The sequence below is a fragment of the Streptomyces roseoverticillatus genome (assembly GCF_000719265.1).
Taxonomy (GTDB): Bacteria; Actinomycetota; Actinomycetes; order Streptomycetales; family Streptomycetaceae; genus Streptomyces; species Streptomyces roseoverticillatus.
Map to the genome: position 1 here is coordinate 101,208 of NZ_JOFL01000006.1, position 26,316 is coordinate 127,523.

A 26,316-nucleotide genomic window follows, 5' to 3' on the forward strand; every position below is an offset into this window, starting at 1 on the left:
CCTCAAGGAAGGAGACCGACCGTGGAGAACGTCCTCCTGCTGGGACTGAGCGCCCCCACCGAAGACGATCCGTACGGTGACCGGCTGCTTCGCGCGCTCTCGGCCCCCGGAGCCTCCGGCACCCGGCTCGTCGTCAGCACGGCGCCCTCCGTGCTGGCCCGCGCCGGCAGCGAGATCATCGCCCCGTCGCACCCCGTGGCCGACGCGCTCCGCCAGATGGCGTCGCTCGCCGACGGCATCGTCCTCACCACGCCCGAGACGGACGGCGCGCCGCCCGCCTCGCTGCGCACGCTCCTGAACTGGCTGACCTGGCCGACCGAGGGCTCGCCCCTCGTGGGCAAGCCCGTGGCCGTCCTCACCACCTGTGAGGAGCCCATCGCCGAGCAGAAGCCGTACTCCGAGGTCGAGCGGATGCTGTTCACGGCCGGTGCCACCATCATCGGCCCGCGCACCATCGTGCCCCGCGTGACCCGGGCCCTGCGCGAGGAGCCCGACGGGCAGGTCTCCTTCGGCGACCCGGGAGCGGCCGTGCGCCTGCTGTTCCACATCCACCGCACGGCCGCGGCCGCCCGGGAGAACGCGGGCCTGCCGCCCGCGGAGGACTTCCGGCCGTGGCTGCTGTGACGGCGGACGCCGGAAGGCCCCGACGGTGAGGACCGTCGGGGCCACGGGGGAACCGGCCCGCTGCCGGGCCGGCCTGCTCAGGCCGCCGTGCAGCGCAGCATCACCAGCGGCGGGTTGGCCAGGAAGTCCGCCCAGAACTCCGCGCCGAACGCGGCGAGACCGTCCTCCGGCACCTCGAGCGGCACCCAGGTGATGCCGGTGAAACCGGCCTGCCGCAGCGCGCCCTCGTAGACCTCGCGCCGCGGGTAGTTGGTCACGAACTCGATGGGCGAGTCCAGGAGCGCGGTGATCCGCACCCGCGGGCCCACCTCGCCCTCGCCCACCGGCTCGTAGCGGAAGCCGTACTTGTCCGTCGGCGGCCCGTCGAAGCGGAAGTCCGGCGCCTGGGTGAGCACGAAGAACTCGCCGCCCGGCCGCAGGTTGCGGTGCACGCCCCGGCACATCCACTCCATCGTGGCCGCGTCGTCGGCGTAGTTGAGCAGGTACACCGCCGTCGCCACGTCGAAGTGCCGGTCGAAGACCGGCAGGTCGGCGCCGTCGGCGACCTGGTAGCGCACCCCCAGGGGGCTGCGCTCCTCGATGGCCCGGGCCGCGGCCACCATCCCGTCGGAGACGTCGACGCCGAGGACGTCCGCCGCCCCCAGCCGCCTGGCCTGCCGGGTGTAGAAGCCCGTGCCGCAGGCCAGGTCCAGCACGGAACGGCCGCTCAGATCGCCGAGCATCCGCACGAAGCTGCCGCTCTCGGGGTAACGCGCCATGGGCAGCGACTTGAAGCCCTCGTAGGCCTCGCCGATGTCGTCGTACTGCTGGACGGTCATATGACTTCCTTTTCGAGGGGGGTGTCAGAGGTGGCGCCCGCGGACACGGGCTCGCGGCGCAGCCGGTCGCCGGCGAGGGCCATGCGCCGGCCCTGGTGCCGGGCGGCCGCCAGCGCCTGCGGGGTGGGCAGGGCCCCCGCCGACCGGGAGTGCGACGTGCCGTACGGATTGCCGCCCGCCGCGAAGACCGCGGGGTCGGTGTAGCCGGGCGGCACCACCACCGCGCCGCCGTGGTGCAGCACGTTGTTCAGGGCGAGCAGCGCCGATTCGCTGCCCGCGTGCGGCCGGGGGGTGCAGGTGAACCCACTGGCCGGCTTGCCCGCCAGCGGTCCCGGGCCGTCCTCGGGCTCCAGCGACTGCAGGAAGCCCAGCATGGAGGCGGCCATGGATCCCGACCGGACGCGTGCTCCGAAGAGCAGCGAGTCCGCCCAGGCCACGTCGTCCGGGGTGACGACGGCCGCCGGCGGGGCGCCGCCCGCGGGTCCGGGCAGGCCCGCCTCCCGCGCGGCCGCGGGCCCCGCCAGCCGGCGCAGCCGCACCTCGGCCCCCAGCTCCCGGGCGCCCGCCGCGCACTCCTGCGCCAGCATGCGGACCGTTTCGTCCTCGGCGCAGTGGACGACCGTGACCCGGGCGCGGCCGGCCGTGTCGTCCGCCCGGTCGGCGCGCCGCACCCGTGCCGTCGTGACGGCCAGCCGGTGGCCGGCCGCCCACGCGGCGGCCAGGTCGGCCTCCCCGACGGTGCCGTCGCGCACCGCCGAGACCGACAGCCCGTACGGATTGCCGCCCGTGGCCCGGCACTCGGCGCTGAAGGGGTCGGAGCCCAGCACCCACGCCCCCCAGTGGTAGACCGTCTGGAACAGCGCCAGCAGGGTGGCCTCGCGGCCGCCGTGCAGACACGTCGACGACGTCATGCCGGTCACGATCCGGTCGGCGAGCAGCCCCTGGGACCACAGCGGCGAGGTGCTCTCCAGGAACCGCTTGAACGGCGAGGAGGGGTTGCCGAAGTACGTGGGCGTGGCCAGCACCAGGCCGTCGGCCCAGAGCACGTCCTCCGGCGCGGCCTCCGGCTCCGGCCACGCCGCCACCGCCTTGTCGTCGGAGACCCGCACCAGCCGCACCTGCGCGCCGTACGCGCGCGCACCCTCGGCCGCGGCCTCCGCGAGGGCGCGCATCGTGCCGCGCCGGCTGTGGTGGACGACGGCGATCTTCGGGGTCACGGCGCCTCCTCCGGCTCCCGGCCGGCGGCGAGCGGGCGGGAGCGCAGCACCAGCCGGACGTCGTCGCCGAGCCGGGCGACCTCGTCCAGCTGCAGCCGCAGCGCCTCGCTCAGGGTGCCGGCCCCGAACCCGTCGAGCACCGCGCGCCCCCCGCCGCCGAGCAGCACGGGTGCGACGTAGGCCACGACGCGGTCGAGCATGCCCCGGGAGGCGAACTCCGCGGCGAGCCGTGCGCCGCCCTCCAGCAGGACGGAGCGCAGCCCCCGCTCGTAGAGGGCGCCCGTCAGGGCCGCGAGGTCGAGCCGGCCGCCGGTCTCCGGGAGGGCCAGGACCTCGTGCCCGTCCGGCAGTTCCGGCCGGGCGGCCGACTCGCCGACCACCACCAGGGTCGGGGCCGCGTCGTCCAGGACCCGCGCGCCGGGCCGGATGCTTCCGGTGCGGTCCAGCACGATCCGCAGCGGCGGCTTCCCAAAGACGCCGTGGCGCAGCCCCAGGTGGGGGTCGTCCGCGCGGAGCGTGCCCGAGCCGACCAGGACCGCGTCGTGCGTGGCGCGCAGTCCGTGGGCATCCGCCCGGGCCTCCGGGCCGGTGATCCAGCGCGAGGTGCCGTCGGGCGCGGCCGAGCGCCCGTCGAGCGTCCCGCCGAACTTCCACGTCACGCACGGCCGGCCGAGCCGGGTCGCGGTCAGCCAGAGCTCGTTGGCCCGCTCGGCCTCCTCGCGCAGCACGCCGCCCACGACCTCGATCCCCGCGGCGCGCAGCCGCCCGGCGCCGCCCGCGTGGCCGGGCACGGGGTCCGGCACCGCGTACACCACCCGGGCGACCCCGGCGGCGAGGAGCGCGTCCGCGCACGGGCCCGTACGGCCCCGGTGCGCGCACGGCTCCAGGGTGACGACGGCCGTCGTGCCCCGCGCGCGTTCCCCCGCGGCGGTCAGCGCCTCGACCTCGGCGTGCGGCCGGCCCGCCCCGAGGTGGAAGCCCTCGGCCACCGTGCCGCCGTCCGCGTCCAGCAGGACGCAGCCGACGACGGGGTTGGGGCTGGTGCGGCCCAGGCGGGTGACGGCGAGCTCCAGAGCCCGGCGCATGGCCGCCCGTTCGGCGGGGGTGGCGGTGAGCGCCGCCGTCACGGCGTCTCCGCGAGCCGGAAGCCCATCGCGTAGATCTCGCGCTTGTACCAGCCGTGCCGGCGCCGGCAGCGGGCGAGGTCGCCGAAGCGGGTGAAGCTCCCGCCGCGGGCGACGCGGTAGGCGCCCTGGGTGACGGCGAGGTCGTCGGCGATGTCCTCGCCGCCGGGGTAGGCGGCGTAGTCGTCGGCCACGTACTCCTCGACATTGCCCGCGAGGTCGTGCACGCCGAACGGCGAGCGGCCGGCCGGGAAGATCCCGATCGGCGTGGTCGCCAGCGGCCCCTCCTCGACGGTGTTGGCGGCGCCGGGGCGCCAGTCGTCGCCCCAGGGGAAGTCGCGCCCGTCCCCGCCGGAGGCGGCGTACTCCCACTCGGCCTCGGTCGGCAGCCGGAACCGGCGCCCGGTCCGGGCCGAGAGCCAGGCCGCGTAGGCGTCGGCGGCCTCGGGGCTCACGGTCCACACGGGGTGGTTGGCGAGCTGCTCCGGGTAGACGCCGAAGCGCCAGCTGGTCGGCAGCTCGGGGCGGCCGGTGTCCTCCAGGAACAGCCGGTACTCGGCGTTGGTGACGGGGTGCAGGGCGATCCGGAAGGCCGCGAGGTCCGCCTCGTAGACGGGGCACTCCTTGGCGATCCACTCCTCCTCGACGCCCGCGTGGCGCCAGCGGCCGGTGACCGCGGCCACCTCGCCGGGCGCAAGGCCGAGCCGGACCCGCGCGGCCGGCACGTCGGCCATCGGCGGGTCCTCGGGGCGGATCCGCGGGTCGCCGGTCAGGCCGAGGACGGTGCCGGCGGCGTGGCGGCGGGCGAACGGCTCGGCGGGGTCCTCCGCCACCCCGACGAGGACGTCCGGCGCGGCGGCCAGGAGGTCCCGGTGCCCGGCCAGGAGGTGCTGCGGGCCCCGTGCGGCGAAGGCGTCGGGCAGGCCCATGGCGGCCCGGTCGGTCAGGGTGTTGGGGTTGGCGAGGACGACCGGCGTGGTACTGCTGGTCATGTATTACCTTCCGTGAACGGCGGGGGCGGGGCTGCCGGCGAGCTCGGCGAGCGGCACGGCTTCGGCGAGGGCCCGGTATCCCGCGTCGTTGAGGTGGATGTGGTCGCCGCCGTCGAACGAGGCCCGGACCCGCTGCGGATCGGCCTGGTCGCGGACGGCCGCGTCGAAGTCGACGACGGCGTCGAAGTCGGCGCGGGCGGCGGGGGAGCGCAGGGCGGCGTTGACCTCGGTGCGCGCCTTCTCGGCCTCCGGGGTGTAGAAGGGCGAGTCCTTGAACGGCGTCAGGGTGCCCACCACGACCCGGATGTGCTGCTCGTGCAGCCGCCGGGCCATGCCGCGCAGCCCGTCGAGGACCTGCGCGGCGCTCGCCCGGGGCTCCAGCTGGAGGTCGTTGATGCCTTCGTAGAGGACGGCGGTGCGCACGCCCGGCCGGTCGATGACGTCGCGCTGCAGCCGTTTCGCGGCGGCCGTCCCGCGCTGCGGCCGGTCGGTCTCGCTGCCGTCGCGCAGGATGCGGTTGCCGCCGAGGCCCTCGTTGAGCACGCCGAGGCCCCGCGTGGCGGGGTCGGCGGTCAGCCGGCGGGCGAGGGCGTCGGTCCAGCGGGCGTTGCCGTCGAGAGTGGACTTCACGCCGTCGGTCTGCGAGTCGCCGAGCGCCACCACGGTGCCGCGCGCGCCCTTGCCCCGGACGTCGACGCCGGTGAGGAAGAACCAGGAGGTCTCGGAGCGGGTGAACGCCCCGTTCGCGGCGTCGGCCGCGTGGTCGCCCGGCTCCGAGACGTAGTTGGTCTGCTGGGCGAGCCAGTGCCAGGTCGTGGGGCCGGTCGGCTTCGGCAGGTGGACGCTCACCAGCAGGTCGCGGTCGGCGGGCACGTCGAAGGGGACGGGGTCGCTGACGACCTCGGCCCCGACGGGCACGGTGGTCCCGCCCGCCCCGTTGAAGGTGACCGGCCGCAGGGTGCCGGCGACAGGGGCGGGGGACGGCCCCGGGCCGGGCAGCGCGACGGTCGTCCGGCCGAGGGACAGCGGGGCGCTGCCGTGGGCGTTGGAGAAGCGCAGACGCAGCTCGCCGCCGGCTGCCGAGGTGTGCACGACCATGCGCACGGTGCGGTTGTCCAGGCCCTCCTTCGAGATGCCGTCGGGCGCGGCGGGCGCGGGGGCCGTGCCCCAGGTGCCGGTCCAGCCGCTCGCGTCGGCGTGCGCGGACGGCGTCCCGAGCAGCATGCAGGACAGCAGCGCGGCCGTTCCTGCCGCGGCGGCGCGGCGGTGGGTGTGACGGCTCATCGGCCGTCACCCTCGGTGCGGCGGAAGGTGCTGACGAGGTAGGTGAGGTCGCCGACGGCGCGGGGCACCTGGTGGGACCCGACGAGGGCGAAGCCGTGCCCGCCGACGAGCCCGGTCAGCTCCTGCTCGGTGAACTCGCGGTAGAGGCGGTTGCCGGCGTTGGCGTACAGGCCGCCCTTGCCGCCCGTCGCGTTGAAGACGGAGAGGGTCAGGAGGCCGCCGGGGCGCAGCAGCTCGTGGACGCGCCGCAAGTACGGTCCGTACGCCTCGGGGTGCTGGTGGTGGAAGCAGCCGTTGTCGAGCACCGCGTCGTACTCGGCGGTGCCCGGCAGGTCGAGCGCGGCCGTGGCCAGGAAGCGGGCCCGGCCCGGGTGCCCGGCGGTGAGGGTCTCCCACTCGGGGGAGGCGACCAGGTCGATGCCGGTCACCCGGTGCCCGCCGGCGAGGAGGATCGCGGCGTCGCGGCCGTGACCGGTGCCGATGTCGAGGACGTGCGCCTCCGGGGCGCCGGGGGCGTCCGCTCCGGCCCGGGCGCGGAGGGCGTCCATGAGCAGGCGCGGGGCCTGCCGCATCGCCTCCTCGCCGGTCCAGATGTCGCGTCCGCCGGCGTAGTGGTCGACGAAGTCGCTGCGCAGGACGTCGGCGTAACGGGTCTCGTCGAGCGGGGTGGCTTCGGTCTGCTCGACCGTGTACCGGTCTGCTATGGAATGGCTTTCGGCCATGAGGGACGGTCCTTCGTCTGCTGGAGCTCGGGTGGTGGTCGGTGCCGGGCGCTCGCGGGCATGGGTCGCGGGGAAGGCGGGCGCAGCCCTCGCCTTCCCCGCGACCGGTCCTGCTCGCCCCCGCCCTAGACGGCGGGCGTGTAGTACACCCGGCCGTCGTACGACGACGCGGCGAACGCCTTGCGCTCCTCGTCCCAGGTGAGGGACGAGATGCCCGCGGTGGTCGGGCGGACGACGGCGGTCCACTCACCGGTGGTGCGGTCGTAGAGCGCGATGCGGCCGTTGTAGCTGCCGGAGGCGACCACGCGGCCGTCGCCGGAGGCGGCGACGCACTTGATCGAGTGGGTGTGCGGGGTGTCGAGGACCTCGGCGCGCTGCTCCGGGTCCCAGATGCGCAGCTTCAGGTCGCGGCTGACGCTGGCGAACCAGCCGTCGCCCAGACCCGCGCAGCCGTTGGCGATCCGGTCGTGCGCGTCCTCGATCGTGGCGACCTTGGTGAGGTCGGAGATGCGGTACCAGGTCGCGGAGGCGTCGGCGGCCACGGAGAAGATGAGGTCGCCGGAGACCGCGACGCCCTTGACGGCGTTGGTGTGCAGCGGCAGGTCCTCGACGTGCTCGGCCTCGCCGGCGCCGGTCAGGCGCAGCAGCAGGCCCTCGCCGGTGTAGGCGCCGACGACCGCGTAGGAGGCGCCGTCGCGCTCGAAGGCGGCACCGCAGTTGAGCGGGGAGCGGTGCTGGTGGAGCTCACGGCCCGTCAGGGCGTCGAAGACCTTGCCGAGCTGGCCGCCGGAGAGGACCAGGCCGCCCAGCGGGGTGAGGAAGTTGCACAGGCTGCCCGTCCCGGCCACGACGGCGCCCTCGCGGTGCACGATGCCCGCGTCGCCGATGGTGAGCGCGCCGGAGGCGGTGGGCAGCACGGCGTTGACGCCCTGGGTGGGCGGCACCTCGGCGCTGTCCCAGGAGCGGCCCTCGTAGTCGTAGCCGCGGTAGCCGGCGCCGAAGGTCGCGAAGACCAGCCGGGAGCCGCCGGCGAAGGCGCAGGAGCGGGGCCAGACGTCGTCGGGCAGGGCGGTGGTGTCGCGCCGCTCGGGGCTGCCCGAGGCGACGTCCCACAGCTGCATGGTGCGGTCGTAGCTGAGGCTGACCAGCAGGTTGCGGGCGTCGTCGAGGACCAGGCGCTTGATGCCCGCCTCGTGGGCCGGCAGCACGGTGCGCTCGGTGGGGCCGACGACGATGATCTGCCCCTCGTCGTTGCCCGCGAAGATGGTGCCGCCGGAGGAGATCGCGATGGTGTCGGTCTCGATGCCGTCCATGTCGAGGTCGGCGATCAGGCCGCCGGTCTCCAGCGACCAGCGCTTGATGGTGCCGTCGTCGCTGGAGGAGATCAGCTCGTCGCTGTCGCGGGCCCACTCCACCGAGATGACGTCGGCGGTGTGGCCGGCGAAGCGGGCGACGAGGGCGCCCGTGAAGTCGTAGACCCGCACCCGGTGGTCCCGGGAGGCGGTGGCTATGAGCTCCTTGGACGGGTGGAAGACCGACATCTCCACGTCGTCCTCCTGGTCGGCGAGGACCGCGACCAGGCGCAGGTCCGGCACCGTCCACAGGCGGGCGGTGTAGTCGCTGGAGGAGGTGACCAGGTGGCGGCCGTCCGGCGAGAACGCGCACTGGTTGGCCAGGTGGTCGTGGAAGGAGCGGGCGAGGGCCGTTCCGGTCTGCTGGTCCCAGCAGATGACCTGGTTGTCGTAGCCGGCGGTGGCGACGTAGGCACCCTGCCACGCCGCGATGCCGCTGATGGGTCCCCGGTGCTGGATCACGCTGTTCCTTCCACGAGTTCGATCGAGTGGCCGCCGTACTCGGCCTTGGCGCGCAGGTAGTGGTCGTTGTTCTCGTTACGGAAGATTCCGGTACGGACCTGCTCCGCGATCTCGATGCCGTACGAGGCGAGCTGCGCGGCCTTGTCGGGGTTGTTGGTGTGCAGCCGGATCCGCGTCACGCCGAGCGCCTGCAGCATCTGGGCGGCCGAGCGGTAGTCCCGCAGGTCGTCCGAGAAGTTCAGCTCGCGGTTGGCGGCGAACGTGTCGAGGCCCTGGTCCTGCAGGCGGTAGGCGTCGAGCTTGTTGTACAGGCCGATGCCCCGGCCCTCCTGGCGCAGGTAGAGCAGGACGCCGCCGGACGCGGCGAGCAGCTGCATCGACTCGGTCAGCTGCGGACCGCAGTCGCACCGCGCGGAGCCGAAGACGTCGCCGGTCAGGCACTCGGAGTGCAGCCGGACCAGCGGGACGTCCGCGATCGGTCCGAACTGCACCGCCACGTGCTCGAGCCCGTCGCCGAGCCCGGTGAACGTCACCATCTGGCCGGGCGTCCAGGCCCCGTCGGCGCGCTGCACGGGGATCTCGACGCGGGCTCTGACGCCCACGGACCCCTCCGGCGGTTCCACCGACGCCCCGTGCAACGGGGTGTCCTCCCCATTGAGTGTTTTGGGCACTGCTTCCTCCCGTAGAACGAGCACGCCCCGAACCCCCGGGGCGCAGTTCCAGCATGGATGCGGAGGGCGGCGCGGACAGCACGGTCCGTACCGGTACGGGTACCGAGATCATTTGACGGCGGTACCGAACCATCCGGTCTGTTGATTGGGAAGACCGAAGCTTTCAGTGCGTCAGTTCGCGGCCCGGGAACCGGACGCTTCGGGATCTTCGGCCGGAGTTACGCACTGGAAAACCGGCCATCCGGTACCGTATTCCGGTTCGGTGGGACCGCAGGCACGACATGCCTGGTTGCACGGGCCGCACGGTCGATCGTCGTCGAGGCCGGCGAGCTTCCGCCACTACTCTTTCGGGCTAATCCCGCGCCCGGCGGGAACCGGCGCCGGGCCCCGCGCGGGTACCCCTCGCGCGTGTACCGCGACCTGCGTAACCGCCCCCCGCGGCGGTCCCCGCGCTGCTACCGTCGCGCGGCATGGAGCAGCTCTTCAGCGACGACGAACTCGCCCTCATCACGGAGGCCGCGCAGGAGTCGGGGATGGACCCCCGCGACTGGGTCCGTGCCGTGGTCCTGCAACTCCTCACCGACGACGCCTACATGGAGGACGATCCGCCGGCCGGCAACGGCCACGGCCGGGGGGACGGCCGCCCGCCGTACCGGCCGGACATGGAGCACGCCGTCTGGCCGGTCACCACGCACCGCGGCTCCGGCCGCAACATGCACGAACTGCACCACGCGGGATGCTGGGTACCGAAGGGCGGGGAGGAGACGATCACCACGGCGCAGGCCCGCGAAGAGCTCCTCGCCCGCAACGCCCTCCCGTGCGAGGCCTGTCAGCCGGAACGGTTCCTTACCCCGCTGGTCTAGCCGTCCCCGACAAGGGCTGCCGAGGCGCGCGGCGGCCCGTGCACGGCCCCGCCGGGGCGCGTGCACGGGCCGCCCGTGCGATCTCCTGCCGCTACGCTGCGGAGGCCGCCACCGGTTCCTCCTCCGGGGCGAGGAGCGAAGCGACGTGGCCGGCCAGGCCCTTGGCCGTCGGGTAGTTCCACAGGACCGTCACCGGCAGCCGCACGCCGAGCAGCTTCTCCAGCTGGGCGCAGACCCGCATCGACATCACCGAGTCGAGCCCGAGGTCGGTCAGCGGCCGCTCCGGGTCCAGTTCGCCCGCCGGCATCTTCATCTCGCGCGCCAGCCGTCCGGTGATCTCGTCGTGGACGCGGGCGGCGAGCTCCTCCGGCGGCAGCTCGCGCCACCGCGACGGCGCATCCGCCGCCTGCGCGCCCTGCGCCTCCGGGCCGGGCGCCGCCGCGGCGTCGTCCGCCGCCGTTCCGTTCTCGTGCAGCGCCCCGAAGCGCGTCCCGGGCAGCCAGGCCCGCAACTGCCCCCGCTCGTCGCTGATGACGATGTCCACGGTGTCCGTCGCCGGGTCCACGAGACGGATGTCGACCCAGCCGGTCTCCGGGGCCTCGCCCACCACCCGGACCTCGCGGATGTGCGCGGGCATGCGGACCGCGGGCGGGCCGCCGTAGATGACGGGGACGATGCCGAGCGCGGCGTCCAGCAGCGGCGCCCACGTGACCTGGTCGCCGGGCACGGCGGGCGCGTGCACGCGGGCGCGGATCACGCCCTCGCCGGTGTGCAGCTCCTCGACCGTCCACGGCCAGGCGATGCCCTCCACGCCGATGGCGTCCAGGCGGCCGATCACCACCGACGGGTCCGCGGCGGTGAGGCCCGCGGGGGCGGCCACGCAGAGCATGCCCGCCGGGAACGGCGGGGCGTCCGCGGCCATCGTGGACGAGGTGGTGTGGGTCAGCCAGTTGCCCGGCCCGGTCGACCCGGACGGGCCCGTGGGCCGCGTGCTCAGCCGCAGCGTCAGCCCCTCCTGCACGACCTGCACCTCGCGCGGCGTCGCCAGGGCCACCGGGAACTTCAGGGAGACGTCGAACAGCGCCTTGCTGCCGCCCTGCCCGGGCGCGGCCTCCAGGAACGTGTGGATGATCGAGGAGGCGGGGACGATCGACGTGCCGTGCAGCGCGTGGCCGCCGGGGAACGGCCGCACGGAGTCGTCCAGATAAGTGTTCCAGATGCGCAGCGGCGTCGTACCGGCCACGTCCACCGGCGGGCCGAGCAGCGTGTGCCCGGTGACGTCGTGCCCGTGCGCGACGACGGCGCCCGCGGGCAGCACCGCGTCGGTCCAGTAGCGGCGGTGCTGCCAGGCGATCGGGGGCAGCTCCGCGACCGGGCCGGCCGGGTAGTGCGCGCTCCAGTCGACCCTGGCGCCGTGGCTGTGCAGCGCGGCCAGGTTCAGCAGCAGCGTGCGCGCCTCCGGCTGGTTGCGGCGCAGGGTGTGGGCGACGTGACCGCCCGCCACGTCCAGGTGGGCCAGGGTCTCGCCGATGGAGTGGGCGACGACCGGGTGGGGCGAGACCTCCAGGAAGCGGCGGTGCCCGTCCTCGGCGGCGGCGGTGACGGCCTGGGCGAGGCGCACGGGGTTGCGCAGGTTGGCCACCCAGTAGCCGGCGTCGTGAAGGGCCCGCGCCCGGGGGTCGTCGAGGGCGGTGCTGTACAGCGGCACCTCGGGCGTACGGGGTTCCAGGCCGGCGAGGGCCTCGCGCAGCGCTTCCGTCAGCGGGTCCATGTGAGCGCTGTGGAAGGCGACGTCGGAGTTGACGGGGCGTACGGGTATGCCTTCGGCGCCCCAGTCCCGGACGAGGGCGGCCACCGCCTCCGCGTCGCCGGAGACCACGGTGGAGCCGGGGGAGGAGGCGATCGCGGCGCAGACCGCGGGGTTCCCGGCCAGCCGGGCGGCCACGTCCTCGAAGGGCAGCGCGGCCATGGCCATCGCGCCCTTGCCGGCGACCCGGCGCAGGAGCGCGGACCGGCGCCCGCTGAGGCGCGCGCCGTCCTCCAGGGACAGCGCGCCCGCGGCGACGGCCGCGGCGATCTCGCCCACGGAGTGGCCGATGACGGCGGCGGGCCGGTGCCCGTACGAGCGCCACACCTCGGCGAGCGCGACCTGCACCGCGAAGATCATCGACTGGGCGCGGTCGACGGCCTCGAAGTCCCCGGAGACGATGGCCTGCCTCGGAGAGAAGCCCAGCTCGGTGCGGAACACCGGCTCCAGGCGGTCGATGACGCCGGCGAACACGGCGTTGTCCGCAAGGAGTTCACGGGCCATGCCGGACCAGTGCGAGCCGTGCCCGGAGAAGACCCACACCGCGCCGTCGCCGGAGCCCGGGCGGGCCGTGCCCTCCGCGACGTTGTCCAGGTCCTGCTCCTCGCCCCCTTCCGCGGCCACGGCCCGGAGGGCGGCCACGAGCTCCGCCCGGCCGTCCGCCACGACGGTGACCCGGTGCTCCAGGTGGGAGCGCCGGACGGCCAGCGTCTGGCCGACCGAGGACAGCGGGGTGTCGGGTTGCCGCTCCAGCCAGTCGGCGAGCCGGCACGCGTACTCCGCGGCGCCCGCCCGGTTCCGGTAGGACAGCGGGAACAGCCGCGGTCCGCCCGGCAGCGGCTCCTCTCCGGCGCCCTCGGCGGGCTCGGGCGCCTCCTCCAGGACGACGTGGCCGATCGTGCCGCCGTAGCCGTACCCCGAGACGCCCGCGCGCCGCGGCGCGTCGCCCTTGGGCCAGACCTGGTGCTCGGTGACCAGCCGCAGCCCCCACTCCTCCCACGGGATGTCCGGGCTGGGCTCGCTCGTGAGGACCGTCGCCGCCATTTCGGCGTGCCGGAGCATCAGCGTGGCCTTGATGATGCCCGCGACGCCCGAGGCCGGCTCGGCGTGCCCGATGTTCGACTTCACCGAGCCGATCCAGCAGGGCTTGTCGGCGGGCCGGTCCACGCCGAAGACCGCGTGCAGGCCGGACGCCTCCACCGGGTCGCCGAGCCGGGTGCCCGTGCCGTGCGCCTCGATGTAGCCCGCCGTCGCCGGGTCCAGGCCCGCCCGCTGCCAGGCCAGCCGGAGCAGGTCGCGCTGGGCGTCGGGGTTGGGGGCCATGATGCCGCTGGTCCGGCCGTCCTGCGCGACGGCCGTTCCCTTGATCACGGCAAGGACGCGGTCGCCGTCGCGCGTCGCGTCGGACAGCCGCTTGAGGACGAGCACGCCGCACCCCTCGGCGCGCCCGTACCCGTCGCCCTCGGCGTCGAACGGCTTGCTGCGCCCGTCCGGGGAGAGCGCGCCGGCCGCCTCCAGGGTGAGGGTGTAGGCGGGGGAGAGGATGATGTTCACGCCGCCCGCGAGGGCGAGCGAGGTCTCGCCCGTCAGCAGGGACTGGCAGGCCAGGTGGACGGCCACCAGGGAGGCGGAGCAGGCCGAGTCCAGCACGAAGCTCGGCCCGTGCAGGTCCAGCACGTGCGAGACGCGGTTGGCGATGCCGGTCAGCTGGGCGCCGATGCCCGTCCAGGGCTCGATACGGGGCAGGTCCTCCAGCAGCCGGCGCCCGTAGTCGTCCGAGCAGGTGCCGATGTAGACCCCGGCGTCGGACCCGGCCACCGAGCGGGGCGCCATCCCGGCGTTCTCCAGCGCCTCCCAGGCGACCTCCAGCACCAGCCGCTGCTGGGGGTCCATCAGCTCGACCTCGCGCGGGGCGATGCCGAAGAATTCGGCGTCGAATCCGTCGACGTCGCCGATGAAGTTTCCCGGCCGCTCGGCCCTGCGCAGGGCCTCGGTGAACTCGGGGCCGATCCGGGTGTAGGCGCGCCAGCGGTCCTCCGGCGTGGATTCCACCGAGACCTTCCCGCCGGCCAGGAAGTCCCAGAAGGATTCGGGTGAGTCGATGCCGCCGGGGAAACGGCAGCCAATGCCGACGAGAGCCACTGATTCTTGAATGGGCATGCGTGTCTATTCCGTTCGTCGCTGCGGGCGCGGATGCATGACTGGACTTACGCACGAGTGAATTCTTGATGGCTTCTTGACGCGTTATGCGGTCCTTGTACAACGTTCACACGCTGTGTATGGCCGGTCCATACAGGACGGCGGACGTTGTCAACTCGGGGAGCGCAACGTCTGCTGTGTGAACGTCACGACCCCGTAGGAAGAGGGGTGTTACCCACGGTCACCCACCGTTTCAGGCCAGTAAAAGCGGCCGGTACGGGGCCGATTTTGCAGTACGTTCCGCCGTGTCCCATGATTGTGACCGCGCGTCAGGCGGATGCCGGCGCTTCACGAGTGCGTGATGCATGCGTTCTCGTTGAACAGTCAACCGGAGGGCGGCGAGCACCGGCTCCGCCCGGCCGGAAACCCATCCCTATTCTCTGAAGCAGGCAAAGGCAGCATGCCCGTCCATCAGCTATCGGACCTCATACGTTATGTCCGTCACAACTCCCCGTTCTATGCGGACCTCTACGCGGACCTCCCGCCGGACGTGGACTGCCTCACCGACCTGCCGGTGGTGGGGCAGAGCGATTTCTGGGCGGCCAACACCCTCCAGGACAATCGCGTCCTGACCGCCCCCCTCGAAGAGGCCTCGGTCTTCAAGACGGGCGGCACCACCGGCGCCCCGAAATTCTCCTGCTACACCCGCGAGGAATGGCAGGAGTTCGTGACCGCCTTCGGCCACGGCCTCGTCGACGCCGGGCTCCGCCCCGGCCACCGCGTCGCGGACCTCTTCTACGCCGGGGAGCTCTACGCCAGCTTCCTCTTCATTCTCGACTCCCTCTCCCACGCGCCCGTGAGCAGCGTCCGCCTGCCCATCGGCGGCGGCGCCCCGCTCGAGACGACCGTCCCCACCCTGCGCGACTTCGCCGCCCAGGTCGTCGCCGGCACCCCGACCACCCTGTGCCGCCTCGCCGAGCACCTGATCGCCGACGGCGAGCAGCTGGCTGACGTCGAGCTGCTGTTCTTCGGCGGCGAGGCCCTCTTCGACGACCAGCGCCGCCTGCTGGCCCGCGCCTTCCCCAACGCCGAGCCCCGCTCGCTCGGCTACGCCAGCGTCGACGCAGGCCTCCTCGGCCGCCCCGTGCCCGGTGCGGCGGACGCCCGCACGCACCGCGCCTTCACCCCGCACACCGTCGTCGAGATCCTCGACGACGCCACGGACGAGCCCATCCGCGAGGCGGGCCGCCCCGGCCGCGTCGTCGTCACCCAGCTCTTCCGCCGCCTCATGCCCGTCATCCGCTACCCCGCGGGCGACCGCGCCGAGTGGACCGACCCCGAGGCGGGCGTCTTCCGCATCCTCGGCCGCGCCGAGGAAGGCGTGCGCGTCGGCCCCGTCTCGCTCTACTCGCAGGACGCCCAGGCCGCCGTCGCCGCCGCCGACACCGACGGCCGCGTGGTCGGCATGCAGCTCGTCGTCCGCCGCTGGGACGGCCGCGACGGCCTCGTGCTGCGCCTCGCCGTCTCTCCTGACGACCCCGGCTCCGAGGACCCGGCCGGGCTGGACGCCCTCGCCAAGTCCGTCGTGACGGAGCTCGAAGAGGCCCGCCCCTTCTACCCCGACGCAGTCAACACGGGCTTCGTCCACCCCCTCTCCGTCGAGTGGGTGCGCCACCGCGACCTCGTCGTCAACCCGCGCTCCGGCAAGCTGGTCCGCGTCATCGACGAAAGGCCCACGGCATGACCGCCGCCCCCGCGGCCGGCCGCCGGCTGCCGCTCGTCCTGCGCAACCGCGCCTTCGGCGCCGTCTGGCTCGGCCAGGTGCTCACCCAGGCCGCCGTCCGCATGTTCCAGGTCGGCGTCTCCTGGTGGCTCGTCGCCTACGCAGTCTCCGGCGGCAACGGCCTCGCCTCCGGCCTCTTCATGGCCGTCAGCACCCTGCCCGCCGTGGCCCTCGCCCCCGTCGTCGCCCGGGCGATCGGCCGCTTCGCCCACCGCTCGGTGCTGCGCACCGCGGCCGGCGGCGCCGCCGTGGCCGCGACGGCCCTCGCCGCCTGGGCGTACGCCAGTGACCTGCCGATCGCCGCGGCCTACGCCGCGACCCTCGTGCTGGCCACCTGCCAGGCCTTCTTCGACCCCTGCCTGACCACCTCCGTCCCCGAACTCGTCGACGACGAGGACATCGAGGCCGCGACCGGCTTCGAGCTGTCCACCCAGTCCCTCGCGAGCCTCGGCGGCGCCCTCCTCGGCGCGCTCATCGTCGACCGCGCCGGCATCCCCGGCCTCGCCGCCGGATGCGCCACCGCCTACGCGGCCGCCGCCGTGCTCATCGCGACCGTCCGCTTCCGCACACCGGCCGCGGGCGAAGGCGAAGGGGAGGCGGGCGACGAGGCCGGCCCGCGCACGCTGCGCCAGGTCCTGGCCGGACTCCCCTTCGTCCGCGCCATCCTGATCTGCTTCACCGCGGCCAACCTCTTCACCACCGCCGTGTTCATCGTCATGCCGCTCTACACCAAGTCGGTGCTGCACGGCGACGGCGCCACGGTCGCCCTGCTGGAGGCCGCGCTCGGCACCGGCACCCTCATCGGCTCCTTCACCGGCGCGCGCGTCCCGGGCCGGCCCACCGCCGTCGGCTCCGCCTGCCTCGGCGCGATGGCCCTCGCCCTCGCCGTCCCCGGCCTCGTCGGCGAACGCCCCGTCATCGCGGGCGCCCTCGCCGTGACCGGCTGGTGCGTCGGCGTCATCGGCGTGCGCTTCGTGGCGCTCTTCCAGCGCCTCGTGCCCACCGCCGACAAGCCCGCCTTCTTCGCCGTCATGCAGGCCGTGCTCGGCGCCACCTTCCCCGTGGCCTCGCTGCTCTTCGGCCTCCTGGGCGACCACCTGTCCGCCCAGACCCTGTGCCTGATCCAGGCGGCCGGCCTCGTCCCCGCGGCGTTCGCGCTGGCCCTGCTCCGCGGAGGTCCGTCGGACGGCCCGGCGGAAGCGGCTGCGGGCGGACCCGCGGACGGGACCACGCAGGAGCCTGCCCGAACGACTGCGGGTGAGCCCGCGACGTCGTTCACGGACGGGTCGCCGACGGCGGCCGCGGGGAAGCCCGCGGAGGCCATCGCTGTGGCCTCCGCGCCGGCACGCGCAGGGGAGTCCGCCGAGGACTTCCCCCGTACCCCGGCGGCGGCCGACGCCGCAGGAGGCGCGAGGTGAGCGCCCCGGCCGTCCCAGCCGTCGAGCAGGCCGCGCCCGGTGACATCGCCGAGCTCCGCCAGCTCTACTACGCCGTCTACGGACCGCACTACCCCACGGCGCTCGGCACCGACCCCGCCGTGATGGCCCGGCTCATCGAGGACCCGCACACCCTCTGGCTCGTCACCCGCTGCCCGCGCACCGGAGCCCTCACCGGCTCCGCCGCGGTGCACGGCGAGCCCGGCAGCCGCCTCGGCCGCCTCGAAGGGCTCGCCGTCCACCCCGGCCAGCGCGGGTCCGGGATCGCCGGCCTGCTCACCGACGCCCTGTGCCGGCGCACGCTGGACGCCGGCCGCCTCGACTCGGTCTACGCCACGGTCCGCACCGTCAGCGCCGGACCGCAGCGCGTCGTCAGCCGCAACGGCTTCCGCCCCATGGGCGTCCTGCCCAACGCCGTGGACGTCGACAGCCGCGAGAGCCTCGCGCTCTACGCGCGTTACTCGCCCGGCGTGCTGGAGCGGCGCGCCCCCGTCGCCGAAGTGCCCGGCCCGCTCCTGCCCCTGCTGCGCACCGCGGAGCGGACCCTGGGCATCAGCTACGAGCACACCCGCGCCACCGCCCCGGCCCCGGCCCCCGCGGCGCCCCCCGCCGCGGAGCTGGAGATGATCGAGGCACCGGCGTTCGTCCGCCGCCGCTTCCGCGACCGCTTCCCCGACGCGGCCCACTGGTTCTACCCCCTGCACACGCCCAACGTGCTGCTCGTGCCCGACGACGGGAGCTTCGAGGTCTACGGCTGCCTCAACCGGGCCGGCGGCTACTGCGCCCTCGTCGCCTCCCACCCCGGCCCGGCCGGCGCGGCCGCCCACCTCGAACCGGTCACCCGCGCCCTGACCCGCGCCGGCGCCGGCTACGTCGAAGCCCTGCTCCCGCTGGACCGGCACGACCTGCTCTCCGCCGGCCTCGCCCAGGGCTTCATCCCCAGCGCCCTCTACCCGGCCATGCGCCGGGAGGGCGACGGCTTCCACGACTACGTCGTGATGTCCCGGACCACCGAGCAGATCGACTTCCGCGGCATGGTCGCCGACGCGGCCCTGCAGCCCTTCCTGGATTCCTACGTGTCGGCCTGGGCGTCGACGTATCTGCCCTCACGCGAGGTTGCCTCATGACACTCACCGCACCCCTCAACCCCCATCTCGCCCCGGTCACCGTCCCCGACCCGGACGCGCTCGCACACGTACAGCGCCTGTGCGACCTGACCGACCCCTACACCTCCGGCCCCGCCGAGGAGGAGCTGTTCGCCGCCGCCATGGCCGAGAGCCACGCCTGGCACCGCGACCGCTCCCCGTTCTTCCGCGACCTCCACACGGCCACCGGTGAGGACGCGCCCTACCGTGCGCCCCTCGTCCACGCCAACTTCTTCAAGCGCCACGAAGTGCTGTCCATCCCCCGCGAGGACGTCCACCTGCACCTGACGTCGTCCGGCACCACCGGGCAGAAGTCGCAGATGTTCTTCGACGAGTGGACCATCCGCTCCGCCCAGCGCATGGTCGCCCGCATCTTCGAGCGCAACGGCTGGATCACCCCCGAGCAGCCCGTCAACTACCTGCTCTACAGCTACGAGCCCGCCCGCGACCTCAAGCTCGGCACGTCCTTCACGGACAACTACCTGTGCGACTTCGCCCCGGCCCGCCAGGTCGAGTACGCCCTGCGCAACACCGGCGGCGGCCACGAGTTCGACCCCTTCGGCTGCATCGCCGCCCTGCGCCGCTTCGCCGAGGACGACGCCCCCGTCCGCATCCTCGGCTTCCCCGCCTTCCTCTGGTTCACCCTGGAGCGCATGCGCGCCATGGGCCTGCCGCCCCTGCGGCTGCCCGAGGACTCGCTGATCATCCTCGGCGGCGGCTGGAAGGGCCACACCGACCAGCAGATCGGCAAGCACGAGCTCTACGCCCGCGTCACCGAACAGCTCGGCATCCCCTCCGAGCGGATCCGCGACACCTTCGGCTCCGTCGAGCACTGCATCCCCTACATCGAGTGCTCCCACCACAACCTGCACGCGCCGGTGTGGTCCCGGGTGTTCATCCGCTCCACCCGCACCCTCGAACCGCTGCCGTACGGCGAGAAGGGCTACCTGCACCTCGTCTCCCCGTACATCACCTCCGTGCCCGCCCAGAGCGTCGTCATGGGCGACCTCGCCTCCCTCCACCCCGGCGAGGAGTGCGGCTGCGAGCTGGAGACGCCGTGGTTCACCATTCACGGCCGCGCCGGAGTGAGCCGCAACAAGAGCTGCGCGGTGGCCGCCGCCGAGCTGATGAAGGGAATGTCATGACCGAGGCAGATTTTTCGATGGATCCGATGAACCACCACTACTGGCAGGGCGCCTTCATCGGCGACGACGAGGCCGCACGCCGCCTGCAGACCCTGCCCACCGCCGTCGAACAGGCGCTTTCCGCCCCGCTCGACACCGAGACCGTCCTCGCCGCCTGCGACACCCTGGCGAAGGCCCTGCGCGACCCGGCCCACCCGGTCCGCGCCCGGCTGGCACCCCACGTGCCCGCCGGCGAGGACGCCGGCGCGCTCCTCGGCGAGCTCGCCGCCTTCCTGGACCGCGGCGCCCTCAGCCGCAAGCTCCGCCGCGAACTGGGCGGCACCGCGCCGCAGCGCCTGACCCGCCCCGACGCCAAGGAGACCGTCTACGAGGCGTGGGCCCCCGTCGGCCTCGTCGCCCACATCGCCCCCGGCAACGCCGCCACCGTCGCCCCCCTCAGCCTGATCGAGGGCCTCCTCGCCGGCAACGTCAACGTCCTCAAGACGAGCAGCGCCGACACCCTCCTCGCCCAGCACCTCCTCGCCGAGCTCGCCGCCCTGGACCCGACCGGCGCCGTCGCCGACCGGGTCATCGTGCTGCGCTTCTCGTCGGGCCGCCAGGCCTGGCTGAAGCTCATGTGCGCCCCGGCCGACGCCGTCGCCGTCTGGGGCGGCGAGGCCGCCGTCGAGGGCGTCGCCGCCCACGTCCCGCCGGGCGCGCGCCTTGTCGAGTGGGGCCACAAGATCTCGTTCGCCTACCTCACGCGCGACGCGTGGGCCGACGAGGCGACGCTCGCCGCCCTCGCCGCCGACGTGTGCCTCTTCGAACAGCAGGCCTGCTCCAGCCCCCAGGTCGTCTACCTCGACACCGAGGACGCCGACGAGGTCTTCGCCTTCGCGGAGCGCTTCGCCGCCGTCCTCGCCGGGATGCCCCCGGCCGAGGAGGAGCCCCTCGACCCCGCCGAGGAGGCCGAGCTCACCACCACCGAGCTCATCGCCCGCCTGGAGGAGCACCTCGGCCTGACCCGCGTCATCGCCGCCCCCGACGGCTCCTGGCGCGTCATGGCCGACACCCGCCCGGCGCTCACCGCCTCCCCGCTGCACCGCAGCGTCTGGGTCAAGCCCCTGCCGCGCAAGGGCCTGATCGGCGCCCTGCGCCCCATGCGCCGCTACCTGCAGACCGCCGGCATCGCCGGCAGCCGCACGGACGTCGCGGAGCTGTCCGCCACGGTCCTCGCCGCCGGCGCCACCCGCGTCACCCCCGTCGGCGCCATGACCGCCGGCTACTCCGGCGAACCCCACGACGGCGTCTACGCCCTCCAGCGCTACAGCCGCCGCGTCGCCGTCCAGGCCGACGAGCGCTTCGCCACGACCGCCTGCCTCGACGACCTGGCCCGCGCAGCCGACTTCCCGGCGCCCACCGGACCGCTGCTGGACAAGGCGGCCGTCCAGGACCTCAACCGCGACGTCGCCCGCGGCGACGCCGAGCTGTACTTCCGCAGCGGCGGCAGCACCGGCGCCCCCGCCCTGTCCCTCTTCAGCTGGGACGACTACGACACCCAGATGCACGCCGCCGCCCGCGGCCTGCTCGCCGCCGGCTACGACCCGGCCCGCGACCGCACCGCCAACCTCTTCTACTGCGGCGGCATGTACGGCAGCTTCATCAGCTTCTTCTCCATCCTGGAGCGGCTGGGCGGCGTCCAGATACCCATGGCCGCGGGCCCCGACCACCGCGCCACCGCCGAGGCGATCGTCGCCCACGAGGTCGACACCCTCTTCGGCATGCCCTCCTACCTCTGGCAGCTCCTCCACGAACAACAGGACGCGCTGCGCTCGTACGGCGGCATCCGCAAGATCTTCTACGGTGGCGAGCACTTCACCGAGGAGCAGCGCCGCACCCTCGCCGAGACCTTCGGCATCGAGGTCATCCGCTCCATCACCTACGGCAGCACCGACCTCGGCCCCCTCGGCTACCAGTGCGCCGAGAGCACCGGCAGCGTCCACCACCTCCACGCCGACCTGCACACGCTGGAGATCCTCGACGTCGCCGCCGACAGGCCGGTGGAGCCGGGGGAGACCGGGCGACTGGTCTTCACCACCCGCGCCCGCCGCGGCCAGCACCTCGACCGCTACGTCATCGGCGATCTCGGCCGCGCCCTGCCCGGCCGCTGCCCCTGCGGCAGCCACGCCCCCCGGTTCGAACTCCTCGGCCGGCTCGGCGACGTGATGCGCGTCGCGACGTACTTCCTCAACTACCGCCGCTTCGTGGCGATCGCGGAGGAGAGCCTGCGCTTCGTCGGCGAACTGCAGGTCCTCCTCGGCCACGACGGCCCGCGGGAGAGCCTCACGGTCCGCATGGAGCGCACGGCCACGACGGACGCGGACGCGGCCCGCGAGGCCTTCCTCGCCGGCTACCCCGAACTGCGCACCGCCGTCGACGAGAAACTGCTCGCCCTCACCGTCGAAACCGTCGACGGCGCGTCCCTGGACCGCACCCCGGCCAGCGGCAAGCTGCGCACGGTGGTGGACAACCGGTAGCAGACGCCCCGCGCATTGACGAGCGCCCGCCCCTGACGGAGCGACCCCGCGTCCCTTAGGGGCGCGGGGAACTGCGCGACCAGCCACGGACGGCCCGCAGGTGTCCAACCGCGCCTCCGGTGGAGGTCTCCGGCTGCCAGTCGGCCGCAAAGGCACGGGCCGGGTTGGCGACGAACACCTGCTGTGTGAAGTCCTCGCCGAGTTCCGCTGCCAACGCCGGCCGAAGCCTGCGCAGCAGGTACGGCATGCCCGGGCCGTCCGCCGACGAGCGGGCCGCGGCCGTCGTGGTGTCGCCGCCCAGCAGGACCCGGTCGGCGTGGCCCGCCCCGGCGAGGGCCGTCAGCGCGTCGAACAGCCGCCAGTCCGTGGCGTGGTGGGCGCGCGACGGGCCGTCGAAGGCGAGGAAGGCCCCTTCCCGGGCGGCCCGGAGCGGCGCGCGCAGGTCGGGGAAGCGGTTGAGATGGCCGAGGACGACCCGGCCGGGCGGGACGTCCAGCTCCCCGCACAGCAGGTCCAGCACCTCCAGGGCGCCCGTGCCGAGTTCTAGGTGGACGGCGACGGCCGCGCCCGTCGCGTGGTGCGCCTGCGCGGCGGCGGCCATGACGTGCCGCGCGTGCTCGTCGAGGCCGTGGAAGCCCCCGGCGACCTTCACCAGCCCGGCCCGGACCGGCCCCTCCGTCAGATCCCGGACGAACAGCTCCGCGAGCCGGTCCCGGTCGCGCTCCAGGTACTCCCGTGCGTAGTGCACCGCCTGGTGCAGCCCCGTCGCGGCGACCACGTGCGCCCCCGTCGCCGAGGCCAGCGCCGCGAGGTCGGCCCGCCGCCGTCCCATCCCACGGGGCGTCCACTGCACCACGGCCTGCCCGCCGAGCGCGCGGAAGGCGCGCAACTCCTCGCCCGCCGCTTCCGCGTCGTCCAGCTCCTGGCCGGGCAGCCGGGGGCTGCGCATGAACAGGTGGTCGTGCGCGTCGCAGACCCCCAGCTCCGCTGCGGGGACGTCCCCCAGAACGGTCCGTACGACAGGCCTCACGACGACTCCTCCGGTCCGGGCGTGCAAGCGACATGATCACTGTAACGGGTGAACCGTTACGATGTCCGCATGACCGATGAGGACCGCCTGGCCTTCCGCTTCGACTGCGGTGCCACCTGGCTCAACCTGCTCGCCACCCGCGGCCGGCACTTCAGCGCGCACCCGGTCGAGCGCCTGGCCACTGCGCAGCGGCTGGCGGAGTGGCTCGACCGCAGCGAACTGCCGCCCGCCCGGCCGCCCGGCGCCGAGGACCTCCGCCGCGCCCACACCCTGCGGGAGACCCTGCGCCCCCTCGCCCTGTCCGTCGCGGAGGAACGGCCGCCGCCGGCCGAAGCCGTCGAGGGGCTGACCCGTTTCCTCGGCGAGGAGCACGATCCCGTACGGCTCGTCGCGGCGGACCGGCTGCTGCGCGAGCCGCCGGCCACCACGGGAGCGGCCCTCGCCCGCATCGCCCGGCAGGCCGCCGACCACCTCACCGGCCCCGAACGCCGCACCCTCTCCGTCTGCCCCGAGCACGACTGCCGCGGCGTCTTCGCCAACCCCACCGGCCGCCGCCGTTGGTGCCCTTCACCGTCCTGCGCGAGCCGCGGCCGCGTCCGGGCCTTCCGCGAGCGCCACCGTACGACCTGAGGCGGTGTCAGCCGTCCGGTGACGCCGCCCGGTGGAGGGCGCGAGCGAGCACCCTCCACCGAGCGGCGGCGAACAGCCTCCGCGGAGCATTCCTCCGGCGCCGAGCAGACCTGACCGCCCGGTACGGCACCACCGGACTCCGTCAGCCGACCGGCTGGCCGCCCGGAGCCCGCACCGGCGCGCGCAGCAGCGTCGTCAGCCGGGTGCCCGACGTGCCCAGGCCCGTCGGGGTGCCCACCGGCGGTGCCGAGAGCGCCGGGGTGGTGGCCTTGTGGCGCAGGAGGTCCTCCTCGCCGTAGCGGCGGCAACCGTGGTGCCAGTTGAGGATCCCGGCCATCCAGTCCTGCAGCTCCCGGGCGTACTGCCTGAGGCCCGCGCGGGCCTCCTCGTCGAGCTCGAAGTCCTCGAAGAGGACCGGCAGCTGATGGTCGACCACGTACTGGAACTCCCGCATCCGGGAGGCCAGGAGATCGCTGACGATGCCCAGCGCCTCCTCGCGCCCGCAGTCGAAGAAGTTCCCGACGACCAGCACGGCGTTGTGGATCTCGCCCTCGAACTGGATCTCCTTCTGGTACGAGAAGACGTCGTTCATCAGGATGGCGTAGTCCATGGCCGCGTTCTCCATGGCCTGCACCGGCTGGGTGCGGTAGATCTCCGGCGGCACCGCCGCGCCGAGGCCGTTGCGGCAGAGCGTCAGGGTCATGTCGGACCCGAAGGTGTGGCGGCGCATCTCGATGTAGTCCACCGGCTCGGGGACGCGGTGCTGCTTCTGGTTCCACAGCTCCCACAGCCAGGCGTCGAGCATCGCCTTGACGGCGGCGTGGAGACCGGCGCGCTCCTCCCTGCTCATGGCTGCGGTGGTGCGCGCCCACAGGTCGGCCAGGCCGAGCTCCAGGACGTGCTCCGGGGGCGGGGTGACGGGGGAGTCCACCGGCATGAACAGCAGGAGCCGCTCCGTGCAGGCCTGCGCCGCGGCCATGCCGGCCGCCCCCGTGTGCCCGCCGAACACCACGGGGTAGTAGTCGTCGCCGTACGTGCCCCAGGTCAGCCAGTCCGTCGCCACGTCGAGCTCCTCGGCGGTGCCTTCCGGGTGGAGTCCCGCGGCGCACAGGGCGAAGTCGTAGTCCGCGAGCTTCTCCTCGGTCCACAGCCCGGAGCCGGGGAGGGCCGGGTCGGGGGCCAGCATCCCCATGCGGTGCCCCCAGGCGAGGTTGTTCCGCCGGGAGGCGTCCAGGTGGGGGTTGAGCCGCAGCGGGTACGGCATGGGGAAGTCGGGCAGCGGCAGGTGGCCCACCGTCTGGAAGGGCACGTGCGTGTGCTTGCGCAGCCGCGCCGGCGTGGACGCCACGACGGAGGCGAACTGGCGCGCCGCTGAGGTGCCCAGCCCGAGCGGCCCGCCGAGCAGCGCTTCGGGGGTGTTGACCGCGTCCTGCGGGGCGTCGTTCATGTAGCGGCTGGAGCGCATGTGCCATTCGTGGCCGCCGGACTGCCAGTCCTGGAGCCCCTTGACGTAGGCGAAGACGTCGTGCCGGGCCTGCGGGTCCAGGCCGTGGAGCTCGAAGAGCGGCGCCAGTTCGGTCAGGGCGGTGTGCTCGAACTGCTGGAGCCGTGAGGTGAGCCAGTCGTTGACGGTGTCGGCGGCCTGCTGGGTGCCGCAGCCCAGGAACCGCTCCAGCACGAGGACGGCGTTGGCCAGCTCGCCCTCGCTCTGAGTCTCCCGCTCGTACGAGAAGAGGTCGTTGCGCAGGTGCACGCTGTCCGCGAAGGTGTCCTTGAGCACGCGCATCGGCCGGCTCGCGGCGATCGCCTCGGGGACCTCGGCGCCCGCCGCGAACTCGACGAGGCCCGCCGACCAGGGGGCGCCGCCCACCTTGCGGCGCATCTCGATGTACTCGACCGGGTTGGCGATCCGGCCCTCGTTGATGTTGGACAGTTCCCAGATCGACTCGTTGAGCAGGTGCCGCGTGCTCTCGGTGAAGCGGCGGCGCCAGTCCTCCGACATGGCCGGGGCCGTCCGGGCCCACAGGTCGGCCAGGCCCGCCTCGACCTGGTTGGTGGGCTCGGGGGTCTTGCCGCAGTCGAGGGGCATGAAGGCGGGCAGCCGGTCGAGATAGGCCTTCGCGCCGGCCATGTCACCGGTGCGCTTGAAGACGTCGAGGAAGTGGTCGTCGAAGAAGAACACCCAGACGTACCAGTCGGTGACGAGATCGAGCACCGGGCCGGAGGCCTCCGGGTGGGTGTACGAGCACAGCAGGGCGTAGTCGTGCGCGTCCAGATCCGCCTCGTCCCAGATGCCGGAGCCCTCCAGCATGTTCATCTCGCGGGCCCAGGCCCTGGAGTGCTCGCGGGCGCCTTCCAGATGGGGGTTCAGGCGCGCGGGGTAAGGCATGTAGAAGGAGGGGAGTTCGAAGGGGTGTGACATGGCCGCCCACGCTAGTTCGCGTGCCCCGGGCAGGTAGATCGGAAGGTCGTATTTCCCCTCAATGAGGTGAAAGCCGGAGCCCGCCGCTTAAGGATCTTTAAAACGGTGACGCCGCTTCCGTGCGGGACGGCGCA

General features: G+C 73.9%; 19 protein-coding genes. 8 read left to right on the forward strand and 11 right to left on the reverse strand.

The annotated features are described in order from the left end of the window. The first annotated feature begins 21 nt into the window (after window positions 1–21). Window positions 22–624 (forward strand): NAD(P)H-dependent oxidoreductase, encoded by a 603-nt coding sequence (locus tag IF61_RS0107940; RefSeq protein WP_030365552.1) that lies wholly within the window; start codon window positions 22–24, stop codon window positions 622–624. Window positions 625–701: 77 nt separating this feature from the next. Here the strand turns inward: IF61_RS0107940 and IF61_RS0107945 are convergent, their stop codons facing one another. The 8 genes from IF61_RS0107945 to IF61_RS0107985 form a co-directional block, all read right to left on the reverse strand. Further along, window positions 702–1,442, reverse strand: a complete 741-nt coding sequence (locus tag IF61_RS0107945) for a class I SAM-dependent methyltransferase (protein WP_030365553.1) — start codon at window positions 1,440–1,442, stop codon at window positions 702–704. Next, entirely contained in the window at window positions 1,439–2,659 is a 1,221-nt protein-coding gene (locus IF61_RS33245) for a flavodoxin family protein (protein ID WP_052392495.1), read from the reverse strand. Before IF61_RS33245 ends, IF61_RS0107945 begins: the two co-directional genes overlap by 4 nt. Beyond that, a complete protein-coding gene (gene ribD / locus IF61_RS0107960; protein ID WP_030365554.1) occupies window positions 2,656–3,744 on the reverse strand; it encodes a bifunctional diaminohydroxyphosphoribosylaminopyrimidine deaminase/5-amino-6-(5-phosphoribosylamino)uracil reductase RibD in 1,089 nt (362 codons plus the stop codon). The genes IF61_RS33245 and ribD overlap by 4 nt, the downstream gene beginning before the upstream one ends. A gap of 38 nt (window positions 3,745–3,782) precedes the next feature. Further along, window positions 3,783–4,775 carry a formylglycine-generating enzyme family protein gene (locus IF61_RS0107965; RefSeq protein ID WP_030365555.1) on the reverse strand — a complete coding sequence of 331 codons (993 nt, stop codon included), beginning with the start codon at window positions 4,773–4,775 and terminating at the stop codon, window positions 3,783–3,785. 3 nt (window positions 4,776–4,778) lie between these two features. Next, complete coding sequence (locus IF61_RS0107970; protein ID WP_052392496.1) at window positions 4,779–6,059, reverse strand: SGNH/GDSL hydrolase family protein; 1,281 nt, start codon at window positions 6,057–6,059, stop codon at window positions 4,779–4,781. Further along, window positions 6,056–6,781, reverse strand: coding sequence for an SAM-dependent methyltransferase (locus IF61_RS0107975; protein ID WP_043188204.1), 726 nt, complete (start codon window positions 6,779–6,781; stop codon window positions 6,056–6,058). The genes IF61_RS0107970 and IF61_RS0107975 overlap by 4 nt, the downstream gene beginning before the upstream one ends. Window positions 6,782–6,906: 125 nt before the next feature. Then, a complete protein-coding gene (locus IF61_RS0107980) occupies window positions 6,907–8,595 on the reverse strand; it encodes a WD40 repeat domain-containing protein (protein ID WP_030365558.1) in 1,689 nt (562 codons plus the stop codon). Then, a complete protein-coding gene (locus IF61_RS0107985) occupies window positions 8,592–9,131 on the reverse strand; it encodes a GTP cyclohydrolase II (protein WP_078660086.1) in 540 nt (179 codons plus the stop codon). Before IF61_RS0107985 ends, IF61_RS0107980 begins: the two co-directional genes overlap by 4 nt. A 605-nt stretch (window positions 9,132–9,736) precedes the next feature. On the opposite strand from IF61_RS0107985, the gene IF61_RS0107990 reads away from it, so the two are divergent. Then, the gene (locus tag IF61_RS0107990; RefSeq protein ID WP_030365560.1) at window positions 9,737–10,129 is read left to right on the forward strand and encodes a DUF6233 domain-containing protein; all 393 of its coding nucleotides are present in this window, start codon (window positions 9,737–9,739) and stop codon (window positions 10,127–10,129) included. A gap of 91 nt (window positions 10,130–10,220) precedes the next feature. On the opposite strand, the gene IF61_RS0107995 is transcribed toward IF61_RS0107990, so the two are convergent. Then, window positions 10,221–14,096, reverse strand: a complete 3,876-nt coding sequence (locus tag IF61_RS0107995) for a type I polyketide synthase (protein WP_030365561.1) — start codon at window positions 14,094–14,096, stop codon at window positions 10,221–10,223. Between the two features lie 439 nt (window positions 14,097–14,535). Between IF61_RS0107995 and IF61_RS0108000 the strand changes: the two genes are divergently transcribed. The 5 genes from IF61_RS0108000 to IF61_RS0108020 are packed head-to-tail and all read left to right on the forward strand — an operon-like array spanning window position 14,536 to window position 22,100. Continuing rightward, on the forward strand, window positions 14,536–15,819 hold the full coding sequence (locus IF61_RS0108000) for a phenylacetate--CoA ligase family protein (protein WP_030365562.1): 1,284 nt from the start codon (window positions 14,536–14,538) through the stop codon (window positions 15,817–15,819). Continuing rightward, window positions 15,816–17,276: an MFS transporter gene (locus IF61_RS0108005; RefSeq protein ID WP_078660043.1), complete on the forward strand. Its 1,461-nt coding sequence runs from the start codon at window positions 15,816–15,818 to the stop codon at window positions 17,274–17,276. The genes IF61_RS0108000 and IF61_RS0108005 overlap by 4 nt, the downstream gene beginning before the upstream one ends. After that, window positions 17,273–18,421 carry a GNAT family N-acetyltransferase gene (locus tag IF61_RS0108010; protein ID WP_030365564.1) on the forward strand — a complete coding sequence of 383 codons (1,149 nt, stop codon included), beginning with the start codon at window positions 17,273–17,275 and terminating at the stop codon, window positions 18,419–18,421. The genes IF61_RS0108005 and IF61_RS0108010 overlap by 4 nt, the downstream gene beginning before the upstream one ends. Next, complete coding sequence (locus IF61_RS0108015; RefSeq protein ID WP_030365565.1) at window positions 18,418–19,584, forward strand: LuxE/PaaK family acyltransferase; 1,167 nt, start codon at window positions 18,418–18,420, stop codon at window positions 19,582–19,584. Before IF61_RS0108010 ends, IF61_RS0108015 begins: the two co-directional genes overlap by 4 nt. Next, entirely contained in the window at window positions 19,581–22,100 is a 2,520-nt protein-coding gene (locus IF61_RS0108020; RefSeq protein ID WP_245684440.1) for an aldehyde dehydrogenase family protein, read from the forward strand. Before IF61_RS0108015 ends, IF61_RS0108020 begins: the two co-directional genes overlap by 4 nt. 55 nt (window positions 22,101–22,155) lie before the next feature. On the opposite strand, the gene IF61_RS0108025 is transcribed toward IF61_RS0108020, so the two are convergent. Next, window positions 22,156–23,130 (reverse strand): phosphotriesterase family protein, encoded by a 975-nt coding sequence (locus IF61_RS0108025; protein ID WP_052392497.1) that lies wholly within the window; start codon window positions 23,128–23,130, stop codon window positions 22,156–22,158. A gap of 69 nt (window positions 23,131–23,199) precedes the next feature. Between IF61_RS0108025 and IF61_RS0108030 the strand changes: the two genes are divergently transcribed. Beyond that, window positions 23,200–23,760, forward strand: a complete 561-nt coding sequence (locus IF61_RS0108030) for a CGNR zinc finger domain-containing protein (RefSeq protein ID WP_030365568.1) — start codon at window positions 23,200–23,202, stop codon at window positions 23,758–23,760. A gap of 142 nt (window positions 23,761–23,902) precedes the next feature. On the opposite strand, the gene IF61_RS0108035 is transcribed toward IF61_RS0108030, so the two are convergent. Further along, window positions 23,903–26,182: a terpene synthase family protein gene (locus tag IF61_RS0108035; RefSeq protein WP_211264845.1), complete on the reverse strand. Its 2,280-nt coding sequence runs from the start codon at window positions 26,180–26,182 to the stop codon at window positions 23,903–23,905. Window positions 26,183–26,316: the final 134 nt, after the last annotated feature.

Bases quoted from the DNA above. Each gene is read 5' to 3' on its own strand.
- IF61_RS0107945 (WP_030365553.1), bottom strand. From the start codon at position 1,442: ATGACCGTCCAGCAGTACGACGACATCGGCGAGGCCTACGAGGGCTTC.
- IF61_RS0107985 (WP_078660086.1), bottom strand. From the start codon at position 9,131: ATGGTGACGTTCACCGGGCTCGGCGACGGGCTCGAGCACGTGGCGGTG.
- IF61_RS0108005 (WP_078660043.1), top strand. From the start codon at position 15,816: ATGACCGCCGCCCCCGCGGCCGGCCGCCGGCTGCCGCTCGTCCTGCGC.
- IF61_RS0107965 (WP_030365555.1), bottom strand. From the start codon at position 4,775: ATGACCAGCAGTACCACGCCGGTCGTCCTCGCCAACCCCAACACCCTG.
- IF61_RS0108020 (WP_245684440.1), top strand. From the start codon at position 19,581: ATGACCGAGGCAGATTTTTCGATGGATCCGATGAACCACCACTACTGG.
- IF61_RS0107990 (WP_030365560.1), top strand. From the start codon at position 9,737: ATGGAGCAGCTCTTCAGCGACGACGAACTCGCCCTCATCACGGAGGCC.
- IF61_RS0108015 (WP_030365565.1), top strand. From the start codon at position 18,418: ATGACACTCACCGCACCCCTCAACCCCCATCTCGCCCCGGTCACCGTC.
- IF61_RS0108030 (WP_030365568.1), top strand. From the start codon at position 23,200: ATGACCGATGAGGACCGCCTGGCCTTCCGCTTCGACTGCGGTGCCACC.
- IF61_RS0108035 (WP_211264845.1), bottom strand. From the start codon at position 26,182: ATGTCACACCCCTTCGAACTCCCCTCCTTCTACATGCCTTACCCCGCG.
- IF61_RS0108000 (WP_030365562.1), top strand. From the start codon at position 14,536: ATGCCCGTCCATCAGCTATCGGACCTCATACGTTATGTCCGTCACAAC.
- IF61_RS0107995 (WP_030365561.1), bottom strand. From the start codon at position 14,096: ATGCCCATTCAAGAATCAGTGGCTCTCGTCGGCATTGGCTGCCGTTTC.
- ribD (WP_030365554.1), bottom strand. From the start codon at position 3,744: ATGCGCCGGGCTCTGGAGCTCGCCGTCACCCGCCTGGGCCGCACCAGC.
- IF61_RS0107970 (WP_052392496.1), bottom strand. From the start codon at position 6,059: ATGAGCCGTCACACCCACCGCCGCGCCGCCGCGGCAGGAACGGCCGCG.
- IF61_RS0107975 (WP_043188204.1), bottom strand. From the start codon at position 6,781: ATGGCCGAAAGCCATTCCATAGCAGACCGGTACACGGTCGAGCAGACC.